This window comes from Streptomyces sp. NPDC054796 (assembly GCF_053611545.1).
The window spans coordinates 1-24,762 of the sequence record NZ_JBSHAO010000039.1 but is presented as its reverse complement, the minus strand read 5'-3'; the positions used below and the strand labels follow the sequence as shown (position 1 = coordinate 24,762).

Below are 24,762 nucleotides of genomic sequence, written 5' to 3'. Positions count from 1 at the left end.
GCTCAGTGTGACTATCGGTCCGTGACTCAGCTCCCCGGGCTGCCCGCGTCGCGGACGAGGAGGGCGATCTGTACCCGGTTGGACAGGCCAAGTTTGGTGAGAGACCGGCTCACGTGGACCTTGACGGTGGTCTCCGACATCCCCAGCTCACGGGCGACCTCTGCGTTGGCCAGCCCGCGGGCAACCGCGCCGACGACCCTTCGCTCGCGGTCCGTCAGGACCGACAGACGCTGCCTGGCGGCGACGAAGTCGGCGGAGCGCTGTCCGGCGTAGGCATCGATCAGACGCCTCGCGACCGTCGGCGCGAGCATCGCGCTGCCCTCTGCGACCGCACGGACGGCGGCGATGAGGTCGCGCGGCGCTGTGTCCTTCAACAGGAACCCGGCGGCCCTGGCGCGGAGGGCGCCGTGGACGTACTCGTCGCGGTCGAAGGTCGTCAGCATGATCACGGCCGGCGGGTCGGGCAGCCGGTTGATCTCCGCCAGCGCGCCCACACCGTCGATACCGGGCATGCGTACGTCCATCAGGACGACGTGCGGCCGGTGGCGCGCGACCCCGTCGACCGCGGCGGTTCCGGAGTCGGCCTCGGCGACCACCTCGATGTCCCCGGCAGCTTCGAGGATCATGCGCAGGCCGGCCCGGACAAGGGCTTCATCGTCGACTACCAGGGTGCGGATGGGGCTGGAGGTCCGCGTCATGTCGGCAGTCTCGCAGTGACAGCGAACCCTCCGGCGGGTTCGGGGGCAGCCGCGAACTGCCCCCCGAGCAGTTCGACGCGCTCCCGCAGACCGACGAGCCCCAAGCCGCTGCCGGGCAGCGGGGGAGCGGGGACGTGCGCGGCGGTGTTCGTGACGGTGACCTCCAACGCCGAGGGCAGGTGCCGTACCGCCACCCGGACCGTGGGCCGGACGGCGTGCTTGTGGACATTGGTGAGCGCTTCCTGAACGACCCGGTAGGCGGTGTGCTCGACCATGGCGGGGACGTCGCGCGCGGTGCCCTCGTCCTGCCGCTCGACGGGGACGCCCGCCGACCTCGACTGCTCCAGCAGCCGTTCGAGGTCGGCGAGCGTCGGCTCCGGCAGGAAGGGCGCAGTCGTCTTCGCATCCGTCAGAACACCTAGCACGGAGCGGAGTTGAACAAGCGCCTCCTTTCCCGTGGTGCGAATGAGCTCCGCATCCTCCGCGGTCTTTTCGTCGGTGGCGTTGATCTCCAGGGCTCCGGCGCGCAGCACCATCAGGGAGACGCGGTGGGCCACGACGTCGTGCATGTCGCGGGCGATGCGGGCACGTTCCTGCGCGCGGGCCTGCTCGGTCCGTACGGCCTGCTCCCGCTCCAGCCGTTCGGCCCGCTCGCGCAGCCCGGCCACCACCTGTGCCCGGGCACCCCGCCACAGCCCGCCCACGACGGGCAGCCAGACGAACAGCGCCACACCGCCGAGCGCCGACATCGCCTCGACTCCCGGCCGTGGCACCGCCACCAGCAGGCTCGCGGCCAAGGTGAGGAGCACCAGATGGCGAGGTCGCCGATACGAGGTCGCGGCCATGTAGGAGGCCACCGATACCAGCAGCCCCGGCGACCTGACCACAGAGTCGACGCCTGCGATCAAAAACAGCGGCCACGGCCACTCCGAGGCGGTCCGGACCGCCACCGCCGCCAGCAGCCCCACCACCGTGGCCGCGACCGGGCCGGGCACCGAGGCGAGCACCGGCCATGCGGGACCGTACGGACCGGGCAGCGCGGCCGGAAAGAACGCGCTGCCGAACGCGACGACGGGAAGCAGCCAGGCCCGCAGCCGGCGACGGACCGGATTACTCGGATTCGCCGACATCCGCGCCGTGCATGGTGGCTGTATCACCAGCTCAGGATCCTCCACGGACTGCGTCCGGTCGCGAGCACCCCTTGACCGCGCAGCTCGGGCACGGTGTCCCGGAGCACGCGAACACCGATGGGGACGAGCACCGCGCACAGGCCGACGGACAGGACGACATCGAGAAGCCCGCTCTCCTTGAGCGCACCGGTCCACAGCGATCCCGCGAGGAGGAACAGCACCAGCCGCCCCGTACCGAAGGTTCTCGACAGGAAGGCCCCGACGGCGAGCACCGCCGTGCCGGCGTACAGGGCGAAGGCGGCCGTGATGGGCACCCGCAGGGGCCCGTAGGAGATGTCCGTGTAGTCGGCCATCACCAACTGGGTGGCCCGGTCGAGCCCCAGCGGTTCGATCAGCTGGAAGGCGGTGTGGTCGACCCCGGCCCAGTACAGGCGGCAGAACAGGCCGATCACGACGAGCGTGCCGCCGATGCCGGCGAGTCTCGGGGCGCGTACGGCGACGATCCCGGCGAGGGCGACAAAGGCGATGCACAGCAGGATGGCGCCTGCGGCGAAACATCCGTAGCCCGCGGTGGTCAGGCCGGTGCCGGCCTGGAAAGCGGCGAGCTGGCCGTAGGCGGGGAACGGCCGGCTGTCGAACCACGCCAACTGCTCCGAGGTGAAACCCGCCGTGCGCATGGCCAGGTAGCGCAGGAGCAGCCCGACGCACCAGACGACGGGAGCGAGGACGAGAGCCGCCCCACCGATGAACCGCCCAGGGAACCAGGTGCCGCGGGGGAGCCGGACAGTTTCTTCTTGCGCGCCACACTCGGGGGCGGGCGTGTGCTGTAGGGACATGCCAGCAGCCTCGCCGCCCACCAGCACCCGCACATCCGCCAATGGTTACGCCCCTCCGTCTCTTTCGGACTCCTCACCACCTCTGAGAGGCGTCCACAGAGCGCACCCCGTGAGAAACGGGCACCCCGTGTGCCCCTTCACCCCGCACCCCGTGAAGGGGCACAGCCAGTGAAGGGGCAACCGCCGTTTCCTCCGCACCCCGGGAAGGGGAACCGCCCCCCTGGACATCGCCTGTGCGCCATGTGGGCGTAACCATTGATTCAAACTCGCTTGCGAGCATCGCGGAATGCAGCCCGCCGCTCACCCCTCCCCTTTCCACTGGGAGGCTCCCCACACCGCGCCCGGCCCCGCCGCGTCGCGGAACAATGGGGACATGAGCCAGCCCGCACCGCATACCGCACAGCCGTCCGTGGGATCGATCGCGGCCCACCGCCCGCACGCGGTGGGCGGCTCCGCGCCCGCCCTGGAGCCCGACCTCGACGCCGACGCCGACGCCTTCGTGGACGGGCGCGGCCCGGACGCGGAAGCGGAAGACCTGCCGCAGGGCCGGTTCCTGGACCGTGAGCGCAGCTGGCTCGCGTTCAACGAGCGCGTACTGGAGCTGGCCGAGGACCCGGAGACCCCGCTGCTGGAGCGGGCGAACTTCCTGGCGATCTTCGCGAGCAACCTGGACGAGTTCTTCATGGTCCGCGTCGCGGGCCTGAAGCGCCGCATAGCGACGGGCGTCGCGACCCGCTCCGCTTCGGGGCTTCAGCCGCGCGAGGTGCTGGACCAGATCTGGACGCGTTCGCGTGAGCTCATGGCCCGGCACGCGGCCTGCTACCAGCAGGACATCGCCCCGGCGCTCGCCGAAGAGGGCCTGCACCTGATCCGCTGGACGGAGCTGACGGAGTCGGAGCAGGAGCGCCTGTTCACTCTGTTCCGGCAGCAGATTTACCCCGTGCTGACGCCGCTGGCCGTCGACCCCGCGCACCCCTTCCCGTACATCTCGGGCCTCTCGCTCAACCTGGCCGTCGTCGTGCGCAACCCGGTGAGCGGGCACAACCACTTCGCGCGAGTGAAGGTGCCGCCGCTGCTCTCGCGGTTCCTGGAGGCGTCGTCGCGCCGGTTCGTCCCGCTGGAGGACGTGATCGCGGCGCATCTGGAGGAGCTGTTCCCCGGTATGGAGGTGCTGGCGCACCACATGTTCCGGGTGACGCGGAACGAGGATCTGGAGGTGGAGGAGGACGACACCGAGAACCTTCTCCAGGCTCTGGAGAAGGAGCTGCTGCGGCGTCGTTTCGGGCCTCCGGTGCGGCTGGAGGTCGAGGAGTCGATCGATCCGTACGTGCTGGACCTGCTGGTGCGCGAGCTGAAGATCTCGGACGCCGAGGTGTACCCGCTGCCGGGCCCGCTGGACCTGAGCGGGCTCTCGGGGATCGTCTCGGCGCTGGACCGCCCCGACCTGAAGTACCCGAAGTTCGTGGCCGGGACGCACCGGGACCTCGCGGAGGTGGAGTCGGCGCAGGCCCCCGACATCTTCGCGGCCCTTCGCGAGCGCGACGTCCTGCTGCACCACCCGTACGACTCCTTCTCCACCTCCGTGCAGGCGTTCTTGGAGCAGGCGGCGGCCGACCCTGACGTGCTGGCGATCAAGCAGACCCTCTACCGCACGTCGGGTGACTCGCCGATCGTCGACGCGCTCATAGACGCGGCCGAGTCCGGCAAGCAGGTGCTGGTCCTCGTCGAGCTGAAGGCGCGCTTCGACGAGCAGGCCAACATCAAGTGGGCCAGGAAGCTGGAGGAGTCGGGCTGCCATGTGGTCTACGGGCTCGTCGGGCTGAAGACGCACTGCAAGCTGTCGCTCGTGGTGCGTCAGGAGGGCGAGAACCTGCGCCGCTACGCGCACGTCGGCACCGGCAACTACCACCCGAAGACGGCCAGGCTCTACGAGGACCTGGGCCTGCTCACCGCCGACCACCAGGTGGGCGCCGACCTGTCCGACCTGTTCAACCGGCTCTCCGGATACTCGCGCCGCGAGACGTACCGGCGGCTGCTCGTCGCGCCCAAGTCACTGCGCGACGGGCTGCTCACCCGCGTCCAGCGGGAGATCACCCACCACCGCGAGGGGCGGCCGGCGTACGTCCGTATCAAGGTCAACTCGATGGTCGACGAGGCCGTCGTGGACGCGCTCTACCGCGCCTCGCGCGCTGGCGTGCCCGTCGACGTGTGGGTGCGCGGGATCTGCGCGCTGCGCCCCGGTGTCGAGGGGCTGAGCGAGAACATCCGGGTGCGCAGCGTCCTGGGGCGCTTCCTGGAGCACTCCCGGGTCTTCGTGTTCGGGAACGGCGGCGAGCCCGAGGTGTGGCTGGGCAGCGCCGACATGATGCACCGCAATCTGGACCGGCGGATCGAGACCCTGCTGCGGGTCACCGATCCCGCCCACCGCGCCTCCTTGAACGGGCTCCTGGAGACGGGCATGTCCGACGACACCGCCTCCTGGCACCTGGGCCCGGACGGCGACTGGACGCGGTACGCCCACGACCAGGAGGGGCAGCCGTTGCGCAACATCCAGGAGACGCTGATCGAAGCGCGGAGGCGCCGACGTGGCCCGGCGACATGACCCGCGGCGCGACCCGCGGTGCGCGCCGCCGCACGACCGGCCGCCGCACGACCGGTGGCACGACCCGCCGGCCGGGCTTACCGCGGACACGGGGAGGGAGCGGTGATGGCTCAGGGCCAGGACGCGTTCGCTGACGGCGAGCTGGTGGCCGCGGGATCCGGCGGGCAACGCCGCCGGGTCGGCGGCGAAGCGGGCGCCGCGCGGCAGGGGCACGGGGCGAGCCCCGGAGCGGCGGCCGGGCAGGTGACGCCCGGACACGGCGGGGGGCAGCCGGGGCACGCGACGGGCCGCTCCGGCCCCGTGTCCGGGCCGGGCGGGCCGGGCGGGGCGGGCGGGGCGGGCGCCGAGCGCGCGCACTCGCTGGAGACGGGGACGGTCGCCGACGTGCTCGGCGGCTATCTGCACGGGCAGGCCACCGGCTTCCTGCGCAGCCTGCGGCTGCACGGCGAGAGCGCGGGCAGCGCCGAGACCGCCGCGCAGACCGCGGAGGCGGTGCGCCAGTTGCGGTGCGCGGCCCGCCGCCTGAACGGCGCGCTGCACACGTACCGCCCCCTCGTTGACACCGCGTGGGCCGACCAACTGCGCGCGGAGCTGAGCTGGCTCTCGGGCACGCTGGCCCGCGAGTACGCCTATGCGGCACGGCTCGACCGGCTCCTCGGCGCGCTGCACCGGCTCGCGAGCGACGGGGGCGCGGCGGGCGGCGGCGAGCCGCCGGAGGGCGGCTCGGGCGGTGCGGGCGGCGGTACGGGTGCGCTGCCCATGGGCGCGGCGCGTGCCGGTGCCCTGCTGGAGCGGCAGCTGCGGCTCGCGCGCACCCGCGCGCACTCGGCCGCGCTCCAGGCGCTGGGCTCCTCGCGCTTCCACGCGGTGGCCGACGCCGTCGCGGTGCTCGCCTCCGAGGCCCCGCTCACCTCCGACGAGGCAGCGGGGCAGGCCGCGCCCGTGCTCGTACCGCTGGCCGAGCAGGCGCAGCGGCGGCTCCTCGAAGCGGTGGACGCGCTGCCGCTGGCGCGGGCCGAGGCGCCGTACAACGCGGAGGCGCTGGCCCGCTCCCTCGCCTCCGAGGCGCAGCAGGACGCGGCCTGGCACCAGGTGCGGCTGCTGCTGCGGCTGCACAGGTACGCGGAGGAGGTCCTGCTGTGGGGCTCAGGGGCCGGTGACAGCGCGGGCGAGGGCGCCCCGGCGCCTGGCTCGGACCCGCGCCTGGCCCCCGCCTCCGCCGCGCTCGACCGGCACCGCGACGCGGCGGAGGCCGCCGCGGCGGCAGCGGCGGCTGCCCGCACCCCGCGCATCGCCCCCGCCACGGCCTACGCGCTCGGCGTCCTCCACGCCGACCAGCGCCACGACGTCGAGGCCGCCCGCTTCGCCTTCGGCCGCCTGTGGAACGCGAAGCCGCCCGGGTCTGAGAGGGGCTGAGCGGATGGCATACGGGGAGCCCGCGGGCGACGAGCGGCCCGTGCTGGCCGCGGGGTGCGTGCTGTGGCGGCGTTCGCCGTACGACGGTGGCGTCGAGATCGCGCTCGTCCACCGGCCGAAGTACGACGACTGGTCGCATCCGAAGGGCAAGCTCAAGCGCGACGAGGAGCCGCTGCGGGCCGCGCTGCGCGAGGTGCGCGAGGAGACGGGCCTGGACTGCGAGGTGGGCGCCCCGCTGCCCACCTCCCACTACGTGGCCAACGGCCGCCCCAAACAGGTCCGCTACTGGGCGGCGAAGGCGACGGACGGCTCGTTCGTGCCCAACCACGAGGTGGACCGCATGGTGTGGCTGCCCCCGTCGGCGGCCCGTCGCCGCCTCACGCACGAGCGGGACCGTCCGCTGGTCGACGCGCTGATCGCGGCGCTGGGTCTGGCCGGTGCGCGGGGGCCGCGGGGGCTGCGCGGGGCGAGCTGAGGCCGGGCAGCCCTGGCCGGTGCCTGATCGCGAGGTGGACCGCATGGTGTGGTTGCCCCCGTCGGCGGCCCGTCGCCGCCTCACGCACGAGCGGGACCGTCCGCTGGTCGACGCGCTGACCGCGGCGCTGGGTCTGGCCGGTGCGCGGGGGACGCGGGGGCTGCGCGGGGCGGGCTGAGGCCGGGCAGCCCTGGTTACCCCGGGCCCACCCCGCAGGGTCCGTCACCCGCCCGGTGCCACCGCCTCCCAGCGGACCGTGACCTCGCCCTGGCGCCAGCGCGCAGGACCGTCCGTCAGGGGCCAGGCGGCGGAGAGGGCGTGGGCCGCGCGGATCCAGCGCTGGCGGGCGCTGAGGGAGCCGTAAGGGGCTGCGGCGGCCCACGCGCGGTCGAAGTCGCGGAGGAAGGCGTGCACGGGCTCGCCCGGAACGTTGCGGTGGATCAGCGCCTTGGGGAGCCGTTCCGCGAGGTCCGACGGGGTGCCGAGGGAGCCGAGGCGGGCCGCGAACGTGACGGTGCGGGGGCCCTCGGGGCCGAGCGCGACCCAGACGTGGCGGCGCCCGATCTCGTCGCACGTGCCCTCCACCAGCAGCCCTGCGGGCGCCAGCCGCGCGCACAGCCGCTCCCACACGGGGCCGACCTCGCCCTCCTCGTACTGACGCAGCACGTTCGCGGCGCGGATCAGGGCCGGGCGGCGGTCGCCGGGGAGCGGGATCTCGAAGCCGCCGCGGCGGAAGGTGAGCCCGTCGCGTGCGTAGGGCAGCGCGGCGGCCACCCGTGCGGGGTCGATCTCGACGCCGACGACGCGGGCGTCGGCGCGCTCCCGGCGCAGCCGCGTCAGCAGCTCGACGGCGGTCCAGGGTGCGGCGCCGTAGCCGAGGTCGACGGCGACGGGCGGGAGGTGGGAGCGGCGGAGCGCGGGGCCGTGTACGGCGGCGATCCAGCGGTCCATGCGGCGCAGCCGGTTCGGGTTGGTGGTCCCGCGCGTCACGGCGCCGACGGGCCGTGCGGAGGTGCGGGATGCCATGGGAGAAGCGTACGGCCCGGCGCCGCGCCAGAACGCTTCGTCAAGATTGGGCAAAGTGGAAATGGAGAGCAACCTTCCGCTGTTGTACGCGCGAGGGCTCTCCGGCTCCCTCGATTCTTCCTGCCCACCGGAGGAGGCAACCGCCCCGTGAGCCAGTACGTGTCCCGGCTCGGCCAGCGGCGTACCCGGCCCTCGCAGCAGCCGCGTCTCCGGTTTCCAGGGCGTCGCCCGCGCAGGGTGGCGATGCTCAGCGTGCACACCTCGCCCCTCCACCAGCCCGGCACGGGCGACGCGGGCGGCATGAACGTCTACATCGTCGAGCTGGCCAGGCAGCTCGCCGCGCAGGGCACCGAGGTGGAGATCTTCACCCGGGCGACGACGGGGGCGCTGGAACCCACCGTGGAGCTGGCCCCCGGCGTGCTGGTGCGGCACATCGACGCGGGTCCCTACGAGGGACTCGCCAAGGAGGACCTGCCCGCCCAGTTGTGCGCCTTCACGCACGGCGTGATGCAGGTCTGGGCGGGCCACCGCCCCGGCTACTACGACCTCGTGCACTCGCACTACTGGCTCTCCGGGCACGTCGGCTGGCTCGCGGCGCAGCGCTGGGGCGTGCCGCTGGTGCACGCGATGCACACGATGGCGAAGGTGAAGAACGCCTGCCTCGCCGAGGGGGACGCGCCCGAGCCGGCGGCCCGTGTGATCGGGGAGACGCAGATCGTACGGGCGGCCGACCGCCTCATCGCGAACACCGGGGAGGAGGCCGACGAGCTGGTCCGCCACTACGAGGCGGACCCGGTGAACACGGCCGTGGTCCACCCGGGCGTCAATCTGGACCGGTTCCGTCCGGGCGACGGACGCGCGGCGGCCCGCGCGCGGCTCGGGCTGCCGCAGGAGGCCGTCGTCCCGCTGTTCGCGGGGCGGATACAGCCGCTGAAGGCGCCGGACGTCCTGCTGCGCGCCGTCGCGCTGCTGGTGGACGAGGAGCCGGGGCTGCGCGGGCGTCTTGTGGTGCCCGTGGTGGGCGGGCCCAGCGGCAGCGGCCTGGCGAAGCCCGAGGAGTTGCAGAAGCTGGCCGCGCGGCTGGGCATCGCCGATCTGGTGCGTTTCCATCCGCCCGTCGGCCAGGAGCGGCTGGCGGACTGGTACCGCGCCGCGAGCGTGCTGGTGATGCCGTCCTACAGCGAGTCCTTCGGGCTGGTCGCCGTGGAGGCCCAGGCGTGCGGCACGCCCGTGGTGGCCGCCGCCGTCGGCGGGCTGCCGGTCGCGGTGCGGGACGGGGAGAGCGGCTATCTCGTCGAAGGCCACGACCCCGCCGACTACGCGCGGCGGCTGCGCCTGTTCATCGACGACAGCACGCGCGCCGAGCGCATGGGCGCGGCGGCTGCCCGGCACGCGCGGGGCTTCGGCTGGGACGCCGCCGCGGCGGACACCCTGGACGTCTACACCGCCGCGCTCCAGGCGCGCCGCCGTCGCCTACGATCGCCCCATGGCTGAGGGCAACGGCAGCGGAAGCGGAAGCGTCAGTGGTAAGGGAGCGGGCGCGGGCGACGCGGCGGGCGAGGCGCGGGCCGTCATCGAGGCGGTGCTGCGCGAGGCGGAACTGGAGTGGGAGAGCCCGGCGGAGGCGGACGGCACGTACGTCGTGAAGCTCCCCGGCACGCGCAAGCTGTCGACCACGTGCTCGCTGGTCGTCGGGAAGCACTCCCTCTCCGTCAACGCCTTCGTCGTGCGCTGCCCCGACGAGAACCACGACTCCGTGCACCGCTGGCTGCTGGAGCGCAATACCCGGCTGTACGGGGTGGCCTACGCGCTGGACCGGCTCGGCGACATCTATCTCGCGGGGCGCCTTCCGCTGGCCGCTGTGACGCCCGACGAGGTGGACAGGCTGCTCGGTGTGGTGCTGGAGAACGCGGACGGGTCGTTCAACACCCTGCTGGAGATGGGCTTCGCGGGGGCGATCCGGCGCGAGTACGAGTGGCGCACCTCCCGCGGCGAGTCCACGCGCAACCTGGACGCGTTCACCCATCTGACCGGGGGCAAGCCCTCCGAGGGCTGACCCGGCGCCCGGACGGGGGCGCTGGGGAGCGGTGGGGGCAGGGGCGGGGACTCGGCTGCGGGGCGGGGTCCTTCGGCCGGTGCGTTCCTTCGGCCGGTGCGGTCAGCTTTCGGGGCGCGTGGCGCGCAGGAGCGCTGCGAGCCGCTCGGCCGTCTCGACGTTGCACGGCCCGAGATCGACCATCGCGGAGCCTGTGCTGCTGCTCCAGGTGGACGGGTCCACCCGCAGTGAGGGCAGCGTGATCCCGGCCTGGGACAGCGCCTCGCGCAGGGTGGCCAGGGCCTTCTCGGCGTCGGCGATCTTCGTGCTGACGGTGGATTTCTGCGTGGTGCTCATGTGCTCCCGATTCCGCTGTCGGCAGTTGTGGTGTGGCAGTTGTGGTGTGCTGCGTGGGCGGTGTCCCGTCGTGCCTGGTGAGGCGGCGAGTGCGGACCGTCCCGCCTGCGGCGCCGGGGTGCCGGCGCGATGCGTGTCCGGCGGCCCGGTGAGCCGTTCCGGTGCGTGCGCCCCGGGGTCCTGGGGCGGGTGCCGGGGCGTGCCGTCGCTCCCGGCGCCGACGACAGGTGCGTGCCGCGTTCGCCTGCCGTGCGGGGAGCGCCCCGGATCCGGGTCGTTGCTCATGGAACCACTCTGCCCCAGCGGAGCACTGTGAAGAGGCGTCAAGAAGGTTCTGGCACCAGGATGTTTGAACCCGGGGAGAGGCGAAAGGGCCTGCTGAGCTGGGAGTTGGCCCATGGGGCGGGGGAGTCGCGCGTCAGCGCTACGAGGGACATGGGGGGCGTACGGGGACCTTCGCGCGCCGCGCCAGCTCACGCGCACCCACCGCTCGGGTGGCATCCCCGAACCGGCCGACCGGCCGGGTCGGCCGCCGCCTCAGCGAGGTGCGGCGGTGTCTGTGACGGGTGCGGGCACGGGCGCCGCCTCGGGATCGGCCGTGTGGGCTGGTTCCTGGGGGGTGGGGGTGGTGCGGAGCTTGCGGAGGAGCAGTCCGTAGCCCAGTGCCGCCACCGTGCCGATCACGGCGCTGACGGCCCACAGGGTGCCCGCGCCGAAGTGGTCGATGACGAAGCCGCCCGCGAGCGGGGCGCCGAGGGAGGCGACGGACCAGGAGAGGACGTACATGCCCTGGTAACGGCCGCGTCCGTGCACCGGGGAGAGCCGGGCCACCAGGCCCATCTGGGTCGGGGAGTTGATGATCTCGCCGAGGGTCCAGACGGCGACGGCCACGATGTAGAGGCCCATCGATCCGGCGAACGCGTTCAGTCCGAACCCGTAGCCCGTCAGCAGGGCCGAGAGGACCAGCAGGCGGGCCGGGTCGCGGTGTTCGATGAAGCGGGTGACGGGGATCTGGACGAGCACGATCAGCAGTCCGTTGACCGCGATGACGAGTCCGAAGTCCGCGCTGGAGAAGCCCTGCTGGCCCATCGAGACCGGCAGCGCGACGAACGCCTGCTGGATGAGGGTCGCCATCAGCAGACTGAGGCCGACCACGGCCATGAACGGGCCGTCGCGCAGCACCGTCCACATCGAGACGGCTTCCTTGGGCAGGGGCGTCGAGCCCACGTCGCCGTCCGCCTTCGCCTCGGTCTCCGCCTCCGCGCCGCGTTCGGGGCGGGACTCCGGGATCTTGACGAAGACGACGACGGCGCAGGCCAGCACCATGGCGGCCTCGCCGAAGAAGAGCAGGTCGTAGCTGTAGCGGGCGATGAGCCCGGCCGCGCTGGAGGAGACGGCGAAGCCGAGGTTGATGGCCCAGTAGTTGAGGGAGAAAGCGCGCACGCGGTCCTCCGGCGCGACGATGTCCGCGATCATCGCCTGCACGGCGGGCCGTGACGCGTTCGTGGCCATGCCGACGACGCCCGCCGTCACCGCGATGGCGACGGGGTGCTCCACGAACGCGAGCGTGGCCACCGAGACCGCGGTGGACGTCTGCGCCATCAGCATCGTCGGCCGCCGCCCGAGCCGGTCCGTCAGCACCCCCGCGCCCACCGAGGAGACCACCCCGCCGAGCCCGTAGAGGGCGCCGACCAGACCGGCGAACGAGGCGGAGTAGCCGCGTTCCACCGTCAGATAGAGCGCGAGGAAGGTGGCCACGAAGGCGCCGAGGCGGTTGACCAGGGTGCTGGTCCACAGCCACCAGAACTGGCGCGGCAGCCCGCCGACGCTCTCGACGGCCGCGCGCCGCACCCTGCCCAGCGGCCCCGGCCCCGGCCCCGGCCCCGGCCCCGGTTCCGGCCCGTCCTTCGGCGGCGGTCCGGCTGCGCTCATGAAACCCCCCAGGTGACAGCGCCGTCGGCGTGCGGCGCGGCTGGTGAGCAACGTACTGAGGGCACGTGAGCGGCTGCCACCGAATTGACGGCGCGCGTCAATCGGGTGCGGGGCGCGCTGAGGGACAGGGGTGTGGCGGTCAGCCCGTCAGGCCCCAGTCCCGCGCGATGTACTGGCTCGAACAGATCGCGTCCAGGAAGTGCGCACCCGCCACCCCGCACCCCTCGCCCGGCTTCACGGGCGTGCCGTGCCCCATGCCCTGGACGAGGTACGAGCGGACGGCGACGGACCCGCCGGGACCCGTGTAGTCGGTGCGCGTGGTCCCGCCGGGCAGTGCCTCGGTGCCGTCCGCGCTCTGGTCCGCGCCGAGCGCGTCGGTCCACTGCTTCACGGACTCGGCCGCGTTGCTGGGCACGACGGTGGTGTCCGCCGTGCCGTGCCAGACGGAGACGGCGGGACGCGGCCCGGTGTACGCCGGGTACGCGGACCGTACGAGGCCGCCCCACTGGGCCGCCGTCTTCGTCACGCCGGGGTTCGTGCAGGAGTACGCGGCGAGCACGGTGCTCGCGCAGCCGTGCGGCAGTCCGCCGATGACGGCGCCGCCGTGGAAGACGTCCGGGTACGCGGCGAGCAGCGACGCGGTCATGGCGCCTCCCGCGGAGAGTCCGGTGACGAAGACGCGCGAGGCGTCGGCGCCCAGATCGGCGACGGTACGGTCCACCATCTGCCGGACCGACAGCGCCTCGCCCTGCCCGCGCGAACGGTCGCCCGCCTGGAACCAGTTGAAGCACTTGCTGAGGTTGTTGCCCGGCTCCTGCTGCGGCGCGACGAGCGAGAACCCGTACGCGTCGGCGAACCGCTGCCACCCCGCACCGGTCACATACGTGGCCGCGTCCTGGGTGCAGCCGTGCAGCACGACGACGACGGGGCGGCCCTGGGGGAGCCCGTCGGGGACGTAGCGGAACATCGAGAGCGCGCCGGGGTTGGAGCCGAAGCCGGTGACGCGCTCCAGGGCTGCGGTACGGGCGGGGTCGGGGTCCGGGGCCGGGGTGCTGCGGGGCGACGCGGCGGCCGTGGCAGCCGTTGTGCCGCTCAGCGTGAGCAGCGTGAGCAACAGGGCGAGGAGGGTTCCGGTCAGAGTTCCGACCGGGGTGCCGTTCGTTCTCATGGCGCGCTCCTTCCGGGGCGGGCCCCTGGGGGAGGGGCCGGGTGGGGGTCGGGGCGCAACCTAGGCGCGGCGGGAGGGGCGGGGGATGTGCCGGAGGAACACCGTTGCCCGGCGAACTGTGGCCGGGTCACACATCAAGGACCCCGCCGGGCCTGCCTACCGTGGTGCCATGACCGGCATGCCCCCGCAGCCCACGCCCCCCGGACCCGACGGCCCCGCGCACCCGCCGAGCCCCGCGCACTCCCCGTACCCGCCCCACTCCGTCGCCCTCGACCTCGCCGGACGCACCGCGCTCGTCACGGGGGCCGCCAGCGGCATCGGCCGCGCCTGCGCGCTGCGGCTGGCGGCGGCCGGGGCGAAGGTCCGCGCCGTCGACCGCGACGAGGAAGGGCTCGCGGCGCCCGCGCTCACCGCGTCCGCGTCCGCGTCCTCGGGCGACGGGCTGATCGAGCCGTACGCGCTGGACCTCACCACCCCTGACGGGCTCGACGCGGCCGAGCGCGCCGCCGCCGGCGCCGACATCCTCGTCAACGGCGCGGGGGCCCAACTCGTCCGCCCCATCGAGGAGTTCCCGCCCGACGCCTTCCGCTCCCTCCTCACTCTGATGCTGGAGGCACCCTTCCGCCTGACGCGCGGCGCGCTGCCCGGGATGTACGGCCAGTGCTGGGGCCGCGTCGTCCACATCTCCTCGGTGCACGGGCTGCGCGCCTCCGCGTACAAGTCCGCCTACGTGTCCGCCAAGCACGGCCTCGAAGGGCTCTCGAAGGTGACGGCGCTGGAGGGCGCGGCGCACGGGGTCACGTCGAACTGCGTGAGCCCCGCCTACGTGCGTACTCCGCTGGTGGAGCGGCAGATCGCCGACCAGGCGGCGGCGCACGGCATCCCCGAGGAGCGGGTGGTGTCGGAGATCCTGCTCGCCGACTCCGCGCTGAAGCGGCTGCTGGAGCCGGAGGAGGTGGCCGAGGCCGTGGCGTTCCTGTGCTCTCCGGCGGCCTCGTTCGTCACGGGCGCCTCCCTGCCGATGGACGGCGCCTGGACCGCGCACTGAGGTCGTCGGTGCCGGTCGCGGCCCTGGCGGAGCCCCGAGGGGGCGGGTAAGCCTGTGACCATGGCCCGCACCACCCGCTCCCGCCCCGAACAGCCCGAACCGCCCGCCGACCCCGTACCCCAGGAGGACGCGTACCTGGAGCTGCTCGCGCGCGGCGCCCCCGCCGAGGCGTACGAGGAACCCCTCGCGCGCGCCCGCGAGGCGGGCGCGCCGCCCGCGCGCCTCGCCGCGCTCCAGCGGGGCAAGTTCCTCGCGCTGCGCATCCGCGCCGAACTGGAGGGCCGCCGCCGCAGGGAGGCCGAGCTGACGGCGCTCATCGAGACGGTCCACGACCTGGCCGGGCTGCGCGACCTCGACGCCGTGCTCCGCGCCATCGTGCAGCGCGCCCGCTCCCTCCTCGGGACGGAGGTCGCCTACATGACCCTCACCGACCCCGAACGCGGCGACACCTACATGCGCGTCACCGAGGGCTCGGTCTCCGCGCGCTTCCAGCAACTGCGGCTCGGCATGGGGGAGGGGCTGGGCGGGCTCGTCGCGCAGACGGCACGCCCGTACGTCACCGACGACTACCCCGACGACGCGCGCTTCCAGCACACAGGGCCCATCGACACGGCCGTCGGCGAAGAGGGCCTGGTCGCCATCCTCGGCGTGCCGCTGCTGCTCGGCGGCCGTGACGTGATCGGCGTCCTGTACGCGGCCGACCGCAGGGCCCGCGTCTTCGAACGCGAACAGATCGCGCTGCTCGGCTCGTTCGCGGCGCACGCCGCCGTCGCCATCGACACCACCCGCCTGCTCGGGGAGACCCGCGACGCGCTGGCCCGCCTGGAGTCGGCCAACGAGACGATCGAGCGCGCGGGCGAGGTCCACGACCGCCTCACCGAACTCGTCCTGCGCGGCGGCGACGTCGCGGACGTGGCGCGCGCGGTGGGCGAAGTGCTGCGCGGCGACGTCGAGTTCGTCGCCCCGCCGCACGCCCCGCCGCACGCTCTGCCGCACGTGGCGCCCCACGTGGAGCCGGACGCGCTGGCGCGGGCCGTCGAGCGGTCGCGCGCCGACGGGTACGCCGTACGCGCGGGCGACACCTGGGTCGCGGCGGTCGCGGCGGGCGGCGAACTGCTCGGGGCGCTCGCGCTGCACGGGCACCCGGGGCTCACCCCCGTCGACCAGCGGACCTTCGAGCGCGCGGCCCTCGTCACCTCGCTGTTGCTGCTTGCCAGGCGTTCGGCGGGGGAGGCCGAACAGCGCGTACGGGGCGAGCTGCTGGACGACCTGCTGGCCTCGGGCGAGCGCGACCCGCGCCTGCTGCGCGAGCGCGCGGCCAGGCTCCGCGCCGACCTCGACGCCCCGCACGTGGTCCTCAGCGCCCTCCTCGACGACCCCCACGGCCCCGACGCCGTCGGCCCCGGCTCCGGCGCCGACCCCGAGGAGAGCGCGAGCCGCCAGCGGCTCTGGGCAGCGGCTGCGCATCTCGCCGCCACCCGGCACGGGCTGGCAGCGGCCAGGGGCGGCGGCGCGGTCCTCCTGCTGCCCGCCGCCGAATCCGCGACCGGACCCGCCTCCGCTTCCCGCGTGGCCACGGCCGTCGCCGCGCAACTGGGCGCCGCTGCGGGCGTACCGGTGACGGTGGGCGCGTCCGCGCCCGTCCCCGCGCCCGCCGCCGACCCGCGCGCGGTCGCGGGCGCGTACGCCGAGGCACGGCGCTGCGTGGACGCGCTGCGGCTGCTGGGGCGACGGGGCGAGGGCGCGGCGGCCGAGGACTTCGGGTTCCTGGGGATGCTGCTCACGGACGCGCGGGACGTGGACGGCTTCGTACGCCGCACCCTCGGCCCCGTGCTCGACTACGACGCACGGCGCGGCACAGGGCTCGTGGCCACGCTCGACGCGTACTTCGCGTGCGGGATGAGCCCGGCCAGGGCCAAGGACAGGCTGCACGTGCACGTGAACACCGTCGCCCAGCGGCTGGAGCGCGTGGCCCGGCTGCTGGGCGACGACTGGCAGTCGCCGGAACGCGCCCTGGAGGCGCAGCTCGCGCTACGGCTCCACCGACTGTCGGGAGCGATCGGCACCCCCACCGGCCCCGGGACCGGCCCCGGAAGCCCTTGATCCGACGGTGCCGACGGTGCCGACGGGCTCGTCCACGTCGCCCACCGTGGCCAGGTCCCGCGACCTGGTCTCCTTGGCGCACAGCACGGCGATCACGGTGAGCACCCCCGCGCCGATCACGTACAGCGAGATCGGCGTCGAGCTGCCGTGGTCGGCCAGCAGCGCCGTCGCGATCATCGGCGCGGGCGCACCGGCGGCGACGGACGAGAACTGGGCGCCGATCGAGGCGCCGGAATACCGCATCCGGGTCGCGAACAGCTCCGAGAAGAACGCGGCCTGGGGCGCGTACATCGCACCGTGCAGCACCAGGCCGACGGTCACGGCGAGGACCATGGCGCCGAAGTTCCCCGTGTCGAGCAGCGCGAAGAACGGGAAGATCCACAGCCCGACGCCCGCTGCGCCGAACAGGTAGACGGGCCTGCGCCCGAGCCGGTCGGAGAGGGCGCCCCACGCCGGGATCACCGCGAAGTGGACGGCCGAGGCGATCAGCACGGCGTTCAGTGCCGTCTGCTGGGAGAGCTTCAGATGCTCGGTGACGTAGACGAGGATGAACGCGGTCAGTATGTAGAAGCTGATGTTCTCGGCCATGCGGGCGCCCATCGCGACGAGGATGTCGCGCCAGTGGTGCCGTACGACGGCGACGAGCGGCTGCTTCTCGACCCGCGCTCCGGTGCCGGAGGCCGACGCGTTCGCGAGCGCCGCCTTGAAGACGGGGGACTCGTCCACGGCCAGCCGTATCCACAGCCCCACGCCCACCAGCGCCCCTGACAGCAGGAACGGCACCCGCCAGCCCCAGCTCTCGAAGGCGGCGTCGGACAGCGTGGCCGTCAGCACCGCGAGGACGGCCGTGGCCAGGAGCTGGCCCGCGGGCGCGCCGGTCTGCGGCCAGGAGGCCCAGAAGCCGCGGCGCCTCGCGTCCCCGTGCTCGGAGACCAGCAGCACGGCCCCGCCCCACTCGCCGCCGAGCGCGAAGCCCTGCACCAGCCGCAGCGTGGTCAGCAGGACGGGCGCCAGCGAGCCGACGGCGGCGTGGGTGGGCAGCAGCCCGATGGCGAACGTGGCGCCGCCCATCAGCAGCAGGCTCAGTACGAGGAGCTTCTTGCGGCCGATCCGGTCGCCGTAGTGGCCGAAGACCAGGGCGCCGACGGGGCGCGCCGCGAAGCCGACGGCGTAGGTGAGGAAGGAGAGGAGGGTGCCGACGAGCGGGTCGGAGCCCGGGAAGAAGAGCTTGTTGAAGACGAGCGCCGCGGCCGACCCGTAGAGGAAGAAGTCGTACCACTCGATGGTCGTCCCCACGAGGCTCGCGGCGACGATGCGCCGCAGGGAACGGGGAGTCGGAGGCGCGGATGCGGAGGTCACCATGCTCACCACTTCTGGGCGGGGACGGGGGCGGAGCTGACGGACGAAGGGCTGACGGACACAGAGCCCTCGGCCACGGAGGAGCTGTCGTGCATCGCTGAACCGTAGGAACGGCCGCGCCCGCGGCCCATGTGGCGGGACACCACAGTCCGGGCCCGCGCTGTGCGCCCGCGACCCATGAGCGGAGGGAGGGGGTGGAGGGGCCGGGCCCGCGCTCCGCACCCAGTACGCTCGGAGGCATGGCCGACGCACCGTACAAGCTGATCCTCCTCCGCCACGGAGAGAGCGAGTGGAACGCGAAGAACCTGTTCACCGGGTGGGTGGACGTCAACCTCACGGAGAAGGGCGAGAAGGAGGCGGTCCGCGGCGGTGAGCTGCTCAAGGACGCCGGCCTGCTCCCCGATGTGCTGCACACCTCCGTCCAGAAGCGCGCCATCCGCACAGCGCAGCTCGCGCTGGAGTCAGCGGACCGCCACTGGATCCCCGTGCACCGCTCCTGGCGGCTGAACGAGCGGCACTACGGCGCGCTCCAGGGCAAGGACAAGGCGCAGATCCGCGACGAGTTCGGCGAGGAGCAGTTCATGCTCTGGCGCCGCTCGTACGACACCCCGCCGCCCGAGATCGAGGACGGCTCCGAGTTCTCCCAGAGCGACGACCCGCGCTACGCGGGCATCCCCAGCGAGCTGCGCCCCCGCACGGAGTGCCTGAAGGACGTCGTCACGCGGATGCTGCCGTACTGGTACGACGGCGTCATCCCGGACCTCCTCGCGGGCCGCACCGTCCTGATCGCGGCCCACGGCAACTCCCTGCGCGCCCTGGTCAAGCACCTGGACGGCGTCTCGGACGAGGACATCGCGGGTCTCAACATCCCCACGGGCATCCCGCTGGCCTACGAGCTGGACGCGGACTTCCACCCCGTCAAGAAGGGCGGCACCTACCTCGACCCGGACGCCGCCAAGGCGGCCATCGAGGCGGTCAAGAACCAGGGCAAGAAGTAACCCCGCCCCCAGCCCCCACGCCCCAACGACCGAGCCCCCTGCCCGCGGCCACCCCGCGAACAGGGGGCTTGTTCGCGCCCTACCGGGCGGGCCGCCCGCTTCCCTACCGTGGCTCGTTCGCGGAGGAACCCGACGGCAGGAGGAGGCATCATGCGCGTGAACGCGGCTCTCGCATACGGCCGGGAGGACGACGACACCGACGAGGACCGGCAGCAGCGCGAAGAGGACGAGCGCCGACGCAACGACTGGGGAGCCGCATAGGGCCCCGCCCTCTCCCCGCGCGCTGAACGACCGCCCACGATCACGAGGCGCGCCGTCCCCGCCCTGCTTACGCTCGAAGCGTGACCGACGCACCAGGCGCGCAGGGCGGCGACGGCGCCCGACGGAGCCGGGACCGTGCGGGACCGGCGCCCGCCGACGCTCCCGCCCCCGAGGCGGACGACGTCCCGCTCCCGCGCTGGGCCCTCCTCCCCGGCGAGCTGGCCGCGGCGCTCGCGAGCGGTCAGCCCCCGGACCCCGGCGGCGCGACCCGCGCGGACGGCACCCGCCCAGCCCACCGCGTCCACCCAGCCCACCGCGTCCACCCGATCCACCGCACCCCGCGCGACTGGGCCGTCGACGCCGTGCTCTTCGCCGGTGCGGTGGTCCTGTGGTGGCTGCTGCTGGACTACAACCACGACGCGGAGGCCCGCTTTCTGCCCGGCTGGCTCTCCGCCGCCGACACCGTGCTGGGCGCCCTCGCCTGCCTCGCGCTGTGGGCGCGGCGGCGCTGGCCGCTGGCCGTCGCTCTGGTGCTGGTCCCCGCAGGTGCCGTCAGCAACACCGCCTTCGGCGCGCTGATGACCGTCGTCCTCAACCTCGGCCTGCGAGTCCCCTGGCGGCGGGCGCTGCTGGTACTGGGTCTCTACATCGCGGCGTCGGCGCCGTACGTGCTGGTCTACTCGGTCCCGTACGAGGGCGGCTGGTCCAGCGCCACCTTCGTGCTCGCCTTCTACCTGGTCTTCTTCGCCTGGGGCGCCGCCATCCGGGCCCGCCGCCAGCTCGTCGTACGGCTGCGCGCCGACGCCGAGCGCGAGCGCCGCGAGCACGCGCGCAGGCTCGCCGACACCCGCCGCGCGGAGCGCGAGGCCATCGCGCGCGAGATGCACGACGTGCTGGCCCACCGCATCTCGCTGCTGTCGGTGCACGCGGGGGCGCTGGCCTACCGTACGGAGCAGTCGGCCGCGGGCGGCGGCCCTGCGCTCGGCGACGCCGAGGTGCGCGAGAGCGCCCAGGTCATCCGCGACAACGCGCACCACGCGCTCGAAGAGCTGCGCGAGGTGCTGCACGTGCTGCGCGCCGACGAGAGCGGCGGCCAGGACGCGCCCTCGGCCCCGCAGCCGACGCTCGCCGACCTCGCCGAGCTGGCCGAGGAGGCCCGCGCGGCGGGACAGTCCGTCACCCTGCGCCGGGCCCTCGCGCCCGACGCGGCGAAGACGCTGCGCGCCCAGCACGAGCGCACCGTCTACCGCGTCGTGCAGGAGGGCCTCACCAACGCGCGCAAGCACGCTCCGGGCACCGCCGTCACCGTCACCCTCGAGGGCGGGCCCGGCGGGGATCTCGTGGTCACCGTGGTCAACCCGCTGCCGCCGGGGCTGCGGCCCGCCGGGATTCCCGGCGCGGGCGCGGGGCTCACGGGGCTGCGCGAGCGCGTCACGCTGGACGGCGGCGCGCTGGACCACGGCAGCGCGGACGGCTCCTTCCGCCTCCGCGCCCGCCTCCCCTGGCCCGCTCCCGCTCCCGCTCCTGCTCCCGACGCTGACGCCAGGTCCGACGCCGACCCCGGCCCCGAAGGGGACTCCGGGCAGAGCTGAGGGCCCCGTCCCGTCGAACCGGACAGGGCCCTCGGCGCCGGCGCCGTCACACAGGCACCGGGGACGACAGCGCGTCAGCCGCAGCAGCCACCGCACTGGCACGGGCCGCCGGACTGGCAGCCGCATCCGCAGCCGGGGCCGCAGCCGCAGGCCCCCAGCAGGGGCAGCGACCTGCGGCCCTCCTCGATGTGCTCGGTGGACGTACGGGTGTCGGGGGAGTCAGCCATGAGTTCCCTCCTCGGCAAGGAAAGGCGTGACCTTCGCCCGCCTCCTGCCCATTGCACCGTCCGCCGGAGCGGGCGCATCAAGGGCGCGTGGTTGCACGTGCCGCCGCCCGCCGAGGGCGGCACGCGGGCCGCGCGGCGCTCAGGCGCCCTCGACGGGGGCCGTGCCGTCGTTCGCCGCGGCGGCCGGGTCGATCTCGTCGGCGTAGTCGCCCGTGACCAGGTAGACGACGCGGCGCGCGACGGAGACCGCGTGGTCGGCGAAGCGCTCGTAGTAGCGGCCGAGCAGGGTGACGTCCACCGCCGTCTCGATGCCGTGCTTCCAGCGGTCGTCCATCAGGTGCTGGAAGAGCGTGCGGTGGAGGTCGTCCATCGCGTCGTCGTCCTGCTCCAGCTGCATGGCCAGATCGACGTCCTTGGTGATGATGACCTCGGCGGCCTTCGCCATCAGCCGCTGCGCGAGTTGCCCCATCTCCAGCAGGGTCGCCTGGAGGTCACGGGGCACGGCGGACTCGGGGAAGCGCAGCCGCGCCACCTTGGCCACGTGCTGGGCCAGGTCCCCCGAGCGCTCCAGATCGGCGCTCATCCGCAGCGAGGTCACGACGATCCGCAGGTCGGTGGCGACCGGCTGCTGGCGGGCCAGCAACTGTATGGCGCGGGTCTCCAGACCGCGCTGGAGATCGTCGACCTTCTCGTCCGCCGCGATGACGCTCTCGGCGAGCTTGAGGTCCGCGTCCAGCATCGCCGTGGTGGCGCGGCCGATAGCGGAACCTACGAGCCGGGCCATCTCGACCAGGCTGTCGCTGATCGAGTCCAGCTCCTCGTGGTACGCGTCCCGCATGACTGTCCTTCCCTCGCATGGGTCGTTTCCGAAAGGCTCCGGGGCGCTCCGTCGGCGCTCCCGTCGAAGAGCACGAGCCTCTCCACGCTCCCACGCTCCGTCCGAAATGCGTCCGGATCCGCCCTCCGGAGTGAACCGCCACCGTCACCGAGGTGAACTCTGAGAGACGGTGCCCCTTCGCCATGATCACCCGATGAGCCCGTACCGGTACGGCACGGGACGAAGCGCCCCCTGCGCCCCCACCTCGCCCCCGCCCCGCTCTCCCAAGGGGCGCCGGGCCCCGGTACGGAGTGAACCAGCACCGACCTGACGGTGAATTCTGGGGGACGAGTGTTCGAGCTGGGACCAATAGGTCTGGGGGACTGTCACGACAGGCGCATAACCTGGACGCATGGACGTGAACGCGGCGGTCGCCGCAGCGGCAGCGATCGCCGGTCTCTGCACCGGCGTCATCGCCGTACTGGCGTTCCGCTGGAGCGAACGCGAGCAGGCCCGCCCCACGCGGACCTCGCTGCACACCGATGCGGTGCTCCCCCCGGGGGTCGACACCGTGCTGTCGGTGCTGCGCTCCTCCGCCGTCGTGCTGGACGAGAGCGACGCCGTCGTCAAGGCCAGCTCTGCGGCGTACGCGCTGGGGCTCGTGCGCGGCGGGCAGCTCGCCGTGGAGCCGATGCTCCAGATGGCACGGGACACCCGGCGGGACGGCGAGATACGCCAGATCGAGCTGGACCTGCCGCGCAGGGGCACAGGACGGGGCGACGCCCTCGCGGTCTCCGCGCGGGTCGCCCCGCTCGGCTCCCGGCTGGTGCTGCTGCTGGTCGAGGACCTGACCGAGGCGCGCAGGATCGAAGCGGTGCGACGGGATTTCGTCGCCAACGTGAGCCACGAGCTGAAGACCCCGGTCGGCGCGCTCTCCCTCCTCTCCGAGGCCGTCATGGACGCCTCTGAGGACCCGGAGGCCGTCGAGCGCTTCGCGGGCCGGATGCAGAACGAGGCGAACCGTCTCACCAGCCTCGTCCAGGAGCTGATCGATCTCTCCCGGGTGCAGAACGACGACCCCCTGGAGGACTCCGAGCCCGTACGCGTGGACGAGCTGGTCGGCGAGGCCATCGACCGCTGCCGGCACACCGCGAGCAGCAAGCACATCAACCTGGCCGCTGGCGGCACCGAGGGGCTCCACGTGTGGGGCAACAGGGGCCAGCTCGCGGCGGCGCTCGGCAACCTCGTCGAGAACGCCGTCAACTACTCCCCGGCCCGCACGCGGGTCGGGATAGCCGGGCGCCGCATAGCGGCCCCCGGCGGAGACCTGATCGAGATCGCGGTGACCGACCAGGGCATCGGGATATCGGAGAAGGACAAGGACCGGATCTTCGAGCGCTTCTACCGCGTCGATCCGGCGCGCTCCCGCGCCACAGGTGGCACCGGCCTCGGCCTCGCCATCGTCAAGCACGTGGCCGCCTCGCACGGCGGGGAGGTCACCGTATGGAGCGCCGAGGGACAGGGCTCCACCTTCACCCTGAGACTGCCGGAGGCGGCAAGTGCGAGGGAGAGGGCAGAGGTGGACCGGCGCGGCCGGGACCGCCTCTCCGGCGCGTTGCAGGAACCGGCCGTCTTCGAGGACGAGGAGCGGCCGTACGAGGACGGCCCACCGGTCGACCGACACCACACGTCAATTGATTCGCTTCGCGACACTGATTCTGCCCCGGAGGTCCGCCCGTGACCCGAGTGCTCGTCGTCGAGGACGAGGAATCGTTCAGCGACGCACTGTCGTACATGCTCCGCAAGGAAGGCTTCGAGGTCGCCATCGCGTCCACGGGGCCGGAGGGGCTGGATGAGTTCGAACGCAACGGCGCCGATCTGGTGCTGCTCGACCTGATGCTGCCGGGGCTGCCCGGCACGGAGGTGTGCCGCCAGTTGCGCGGCCGCTCCAACGTCCCGGTCATCATGGTGACCGCCAAGGACAGCGAGATCGACAAGGTCGTCGGTCTTGAGATAGGTGCCGACGACTATGTGACCAAGCCCTTCTCCTCGCGCGAGCTGGTCGCGCGGGTGCGGGCCGTGCTGCGCCGCCGCGGCGAGCCGGAGGAGGTCACTCCGGCGGCCCTGGAGGCCGGGCCCGTCCGCATGGACGTGGACCGGCACGTCGTCACCGTGGGCGGCGGCAAGGTGGACCTCCCGCTGAAGGAGTTCGACCTGCTGGAGATGCTGCTGCGCAACGCGGGCAGAGTGCTGACCCGCATGCAGCTCATCGACCGCGTCTGGGGCGCCGACTACGTAGGGGACACCAAGACGCTCGACGTCCACGTCAAGCGGCTGCGCGCCAAGATCGAGCCCGACCCGGGCGCGCCCCGCTACCTCGTGACGGTCCGGGGCCTGGGCTACAAGTTCGAGCCGTAAACCGGCCCGCAGGGCCGCGAGCGAGTCACTGACGCACGAGGCGAGGCGTAGCACGAGGAAGCCCCTCCGCCCGGACAACCGGGCCGAGGGGCTTCCTCGTGTGCTGCTGCTGCGGTGCTGCGGACGGGCTACGAGCGGGCCCCGGGCCCGCGCCCCCGCCCCGCGCCGGGGGGGGGGCAAGAGGAAGGCCGGGAGGCCCCCCAGCCCCGCAACCGCGCACAACAGACCCGCGCGGGGAACCAACGGCCCGTGGGAGGGCGTACC

The 24,762-nt window shown here is 73.6% G+C and carries 22 protein-coding genes; 12 read left to right on the top strand and 10 right to left on the bottom strand.

The window, feature by feature from the left end; genetic code table 11:
• Positions 1 to 26: 26 nt before the first annotated feature.
• The 3 genes from ACWGJ2_RS27620 to ACWGJ2_RS27610 are packed head-to-tail and all read right to left on the bottom strand — an operon-like array spanning position 27 to position 2,664.
• On the bottom strand, positions 27 to 698 hold the full coding sequence (locus ACWGJ2_RS27620) for a response regulator (protein ID WP_453348958.1): 672 nt from the start codon (positions 696 to 698) through the stop codon (positions 27 to 29).
• Positions 695 to 1,855, bottom strand: a complete 1,161-nt coding sequence (locus ACWGJ2_RS27615) for a sensor histidine kinase (protein ID WP_453348957.1) — start codon at positions 1,853 to 1,855, stop codon at positions 695 to 697. The genes ACWGJ2_RS27620 and ACWGJ2_RS27615 overlap by 4 nt, the downstream gene beginning before the upstream one ends.
• Positions 1,852 to 2,664 carry a hypothetical protein gene (locus ACWGJ2_RS27610; protein WP_453348956.1) on the bottom strand — a complete coding sequence of 271 codons (813 nt, stop codon included), beginning with the start codon at positions 2,662 to 2,664 and terminating at the stop codon, positions 1,852 to 1,854. The genes ACWGJ2_RS27615 and ACWGJ2_RS27610 overlap by 4 nt, the downstream gene beginning before the upstream one ends.
• 286 nt (positions 2,665 to 2,950) lie before the next feature.
• Between ACWGJ2_RS27610 and ACWGJ2_RS27605 the strand changes: the two genes are divergently transcribed.
• From ACWGJ2_RS27605 to ACWGJ2_RS27590, 4 genes are all read left to right on the top strand, one after another.
• A complete protein-coding gene (locus ACWGJ2_RS27605; RefSeq protein WP_453348955.1) occupies positions 2,951 to 5,266 on the top strand; it encodes an RNA degradosome polyphosphate kinase in 2,316 nt (771 codons plus the stop codon).
• Positions 5,267 to 5,371: 105 nt separating this feature from the next.
• Entirely contained in the window at positions 5,372 to 6,682 is a 1,311-nt protein-coding gene (locus tag ACWGJ2_RS27600; protein WP_453348954.1) for a CHAD domain-containing protein, read from the top strand.
• A 4-nt stretch (positions 6,683 to 6,686) separates the two neighbouring features.
• Positions 6,687 to 7,157: an NUDIX hydrolase gene (locus tag ACWGJ2_RS27595; protein WP_453348953.1), complete on the top strand. Its 471-nt coding sequence runs from the start codon at positions 6,687 to 6,689 to the stop codon at positions 7,155 to 7,157.
• Positions 7,158 to 7,200: 43 nt separating this feature from the next.
• On the top strand, positions 7,201 to 7,335 hold the full coding sequence (locus tag ACWGJ2_RS27590; RefSeq protein ID WP_453348952.1) for a hypothetical protein: 135 nt from the start codon (positions 7,201 to 7,203) through the stop codon (positions 7,333 to 7,335).
• A gap of 44 nt (positions 7,336 to 7,379) precedes the next feature.
• Here the strand turns inward: ACWGJ2_RS27590 and ACWGJ2_RS27585 are convergent, their stop codons facing one another.
• Entirely contained in the window at positions 7,380 to 8,183 is an 804-nt protein-coding gene (locus ACWGJ2_RS27585) for a class I SAM-dependent methyltransferase (protein ID WP_453348951.1), read from the bottom strand.
• 147 nt (positions 8,184 to 8,330) lie between these two features.
• Between ACWGJ2_RS27585 and mshA the strand changes: the two genes are divergently transcribed.
• On the top strand, positions 8,331 to 9,677 hold the full coding sequence (gene mshA / locus ACWGJ2_RS27580; protein WP_453348950.1) for a D-inositol-3-phosphate glycosyltransferase: 1,347 nt from the start codon (positions 8,331 to 8,333) through the stop codon (positions 9,675 to 9,677).
• Entirely contained in the window at positions 9,670 to 10,239 is a 570-nt protein-coding gene (locus tag ACWGJ2_RS27575; RefSeq protein ID WP_453348949.1) for a YbjN domain-containing protein, read from the top strand. Before mshA ends, ACWGJ2_RS27575 begins: the two co-directional genes overlap by 8 nt.
• A gap of 102 nt (positions 10,240 to 10,341) precedes the next feature.
• Here ACWGJ2_RS27575 and ACWGJ2_RS27570 read toward each other — a convergent pair whose 3' ends face one another.
• From ACWGJ2_RS27570 to ACWGJ2_RS27560, 3 genes are all read right to left on the bottom strand, one after another.
• Positions 10,342 to 10,575, bottom strand: coding sequence for a hypothetical protein (locus ACWGJ2_RS27570; RefSeq protein WP_453348948.1), 234 nt, complete (start codon positions 10,573 to 10,575; stop codon positions 10,342 to 10,344).
• Positions 10,576 to 11,112: 537 nt separating this feature from the next.
• The gene (locus ACWGJ2_RS27565) at positions 11,113 to 12,507 is read right to left on the bottom strand and encodes an MDR family MFS transporter (RefSeq protein ID WP_453348947.1); all 1,395 of its coding nucleotides are present in this window, start codon (positions 12,505 to 12,507) and stop codon (positions 11,113 to 11,115) included.
• Between the two features lie 139 nt (positions 12,508 to 12,646).
• On the bottom strand, positions 12,647 to 13,675 hold the full coding sequence (locus tag ACWGJ2_RS27560) for an extracellular catalytic domain type 1 short-chain-length polyhydroxyalkanoate depolymerase (RefSeq protein ID WP_453348946.1): 1,029 nt from the start codon (positions 13,673 to 13,675) through the stop codon (positions 12,647 to 12,649).
• A 178-nt stretch (positions 13,676 to 13,853) separates the two neighbouring features.
• Here ACWGJ2_RS27560 and ACWGJ2_RS27555 point away from each other — a divergent pair, with 178 nt between their 5' ends.
• Together ACWGJ2_RS27555 and ACWGJ2_RS27550 are read left to right on the top strand one after the other, a co-directional pair.
• Positions 13,854 to 14,723 (top strand): 3-hydroxybutyrate dehydrogenase, encoded by an 870-nt coding sequence (locus ACWGJ2_RS27555; protein ID WP_453349017.1) that lies wholly within the window; start codon positions 13,854 to 13,856, stop codon positions 14,721 to 14,723.
• Positions 14,724 to 14,783: 60 nt separating this feature from the next.
• A complete protein-coding gene (locus ACWGJ2_RS27550) occupies positions 14,784 to 16,826 on the top strand; it encodes a helix-turn-helix domain-containing protein (RefSeq protein WP_453348945.1) in 2,043 nt (680 codons plus the stop codon).
• Here the strand turns inward: ACWGJ2_RS27550 and ACWGJ2_RS27545 are convergent.
• On the bottom strand, positions 16,755 to 18,188 hold the full coding sequence (locus tag ACWGJ2_RS27545) for an MFS transporter (protein ID WP_453348944.1): 1,434 nt from the start codon (positions 18,186 to 18,188) through the stop codon (positions 16,755 to 16,757). The genes ACWGJ2_RS27550 and ACWGJ2_RS27545 overlap by 72 nt on opposite strands.
• A 236-nt stretch (positions 18,189 to 18,424) precedes the next feature.
• Between ACWGJ2_RS27545 and ACWGJ2_RS27540 the strand changes: the two genes are divergently transcribed.
• Positions 18,425 to 19,183, top strand: a complete 759-nt coding sequence (locus ACWGJ2_RS27540) for a phosphoglyceromutase (protein WP_453348943.1) — start codon at positions 18,425 to 18,427, stop codon at positions 19,181 to 19,183.
• 341 nt (positions 19,184 to 19,524) lie between these two features.
• The gene (locus ACWGJ2_RS27535; RefSeq protein WP_453348942.1) at positions 19,525 to 21,036 is read left to right on the top strand and encodes a histidine kinase; all 1,512 of its coding nucleotides are present in this window, start codon (positions 19,525 to 19,527) and stop codon (positions 21,034 to 21,036) included.
• Between the two features lie 74 nt (positions 21,037 to 21,110).
• Here the strand turns inward: ACWGJ2_RS27535 and ACWGJ2_RS27530 are convergent, their stop codons facing one another.
• Both ACWGJ2_RS27530 and phoU read right to left on the bottom strand, forming a co-directional pair.
• A complete protein-coding gene (locus tag ACWGJ2_RS27530; RefSeq protein ID WP_453348941.1) occupies positions 21,111 to 21,263 on the bottom strand; it encodes a hypothetical protein in 153 nt (50 codons plus the stop codon).
• 139 nt (positions 21,264 to 21,402) lie between these two features.
• Entirely contained in the window at positions 21,403 to 22,101 is a 699-nt protein-coding gene (gene phoU, locus ACWGJ2_RS27525; protein ID WP_453348940.1) for a phosphate signaling complex protein PhoU, read from the bottom strand.
• A gap of 391 nt (positions 22,102 to 22,492) precedes the next feature.
• Between phoU and ACWGJ2_RS27520 the strand changes: the two genes are divergently transcribed.
• Both ACWGJ2_RS27520 and ACWGJ2_RS27515 read left to right on the top strand, forming a co-directional pair.
• Entirely contained in the window at positions 22,493 to 23,821 is a 1,329-nt protein-coding gene (locus ACWGJ2_RS27520; RefSeq protein ID WP_453348939.1) for a sensor histidine kinase, read from the top strand.
• A complete protein-coding gene (locus ACWGJ2_RS27515) occupies positions 23,818 to 24,498 on the top strand; it encodes a response regulator (protein ID WP_453348938.1) in 681 nt (226 codons plus the stop codon). The genes ACWGJ2_RS27520 and ACWGJ2_RS27515 overlap by 4 nt, the downstream gene beginning before the upstream one ends.
• Positions 24,499 to 24,762: the final 264 nt, after the last annotated feature.

What these genes read in the sequence shown, in the direction of transcription:
- ACWGJ2_RS27620 (WP_453348958.1), bottom strand. Translation starts at nt 698, where the DNA reads ATGACGCGGACCTCCAGCCCCATCCGCACCCTGGTAGTCGACGATGAA.
- ACWGJ2_RS27610 (WP_453348956.1), bottom strand. Translation starts at nt 2,664, where the DNA reads ATGTCCCTACAGCACACGCCCGCCCCCGAGTGTGGCGCGCAAGAAGAA.
- ACWGJ2_RS27605 (WP_453348955.1), top strand. Translation starts at nt 2,951, where the DNA reads ATGCAGCCCGCCGCTCACCCCTCCCCTTTCCACTGGGAGGCTCCCCAC.
- ACWGJ2_RS27600 (WP_453348954.1), top strand. Translation starts at nt 5,372, where the DNA reads ATGGCTCAGGGCCAGGACGCGTTCGCTGACGGCGAGCTGGTGGCCGCG.
- ACWGJ2_RS27595 (WP_453348953.1), top strand. Translation starts at nt 6,687, where the DNA reads ATGGCATACGGGGAGCCCGCGGGCGACGAGCGGCCCGTGCTGGCCGCG.
- ACWGJ2_RS27590 (WP_453348952.1), top strand. Translation starts at nt 7,201, where the DNA reads ATGGTGTGGTTGCCCCCGTCGGCGGCCCGTCGCCGCCTCACGCACGAG.
- ACWGJ2_RS27585 (WP_453348951.1), bottom strand. Translation starts at nt 8,183, where the DNA reads ATGGCATCCCGCACCTCCGCACGGCCCGTCGGCGCCGTGACGCGCGGG.
- ACWGJ2_RS27575 (WP_453348949.1), top strand. Translation starts at nt 9,670, where the DNA reads ATGGCTGAGGGCAACGGCAGCGGAAGCGGAAGCGTCAGTGGTAAGGGA.
- ACWGJ2_RS27570 (WP_453348948.1), bottom strand. Translation starts at nt 10,575, where the DNA reads ATGAGCACCACGCAGAAATCCACCGTCAGCACGAAGATCGCCGACGCC.
- ACWGJ2_RS27565 (WP_453348947.1), bottom strand. Translation starts at nt 12,507, where the DNA reads ATGAGCGCAGCCGGACCGCCGCCGAAGGACGGGCCGGAACCGGGGCCG.
- ACWGJ2_RS27560 (WP_453348946.1), bottom strand. Translation starts at nt 13,675, where the DNA reads ATGAGAACGAACGGCACCCCGGTCGGAACTCTGACCGGAACCCTCCTC.
- ACWGJ2_RS27555 (WP_453349017.1), top strand. Translation starts at nt 13,854, where the DNA reads ATGCCCCCGCAGCCCACGCCCCCCGGACCCGACGGCCCCGCGCACCCG.
- ACWGJ2_RS27550 (WP_453348945.1), top strand. Translation starts at nt 14,784, where the DNA reads ATGGCCCGCACCACCCGCTCCCGCCCCGAACAGCCCGAACCGCCCGCC.
- ACWGJ2_RS27545 (WP_453348944.1), bottom strand. Translation starts at nt 18,188, where the DNA reads ATGGTGACCTCCGCATCCGCGCCTCCGACTCCCCGTTCCCTGCGGCGC.
- ACWGJ2_RS27540 (WP_453348943.1), top strand. Translation starts at nt 18,425, where the DNA reads ATGGCCGACGCACCGTACAAGCTGATCCTCCTCCGCCACGGAGAGAGC.
- ACWGJ2_RS27530 (WP_453348941.1), bottom strand. Translation starts at nt 21,263, where the DNA reads ATGGCTGACTCCCCCGACACCCGTACGTCCACCGAGCACATCGAGGAG.
- phoU (WP_453348940.1), bottom strand. Translation starts at nt 22,101, where the DNA reads ATGCGGGACGCGTACCACGAGGAGCTGGACTCGATCAGCGACAGCCTG.
- ACWGJ2_RS27520 (WP_453348939.1), top strand. Translation starts at nt 22,493, where the DNA reads ATGGACGTGAACGCGGCGGTCGCCGCAGCGGCAGCGATCGCCGGTCTC.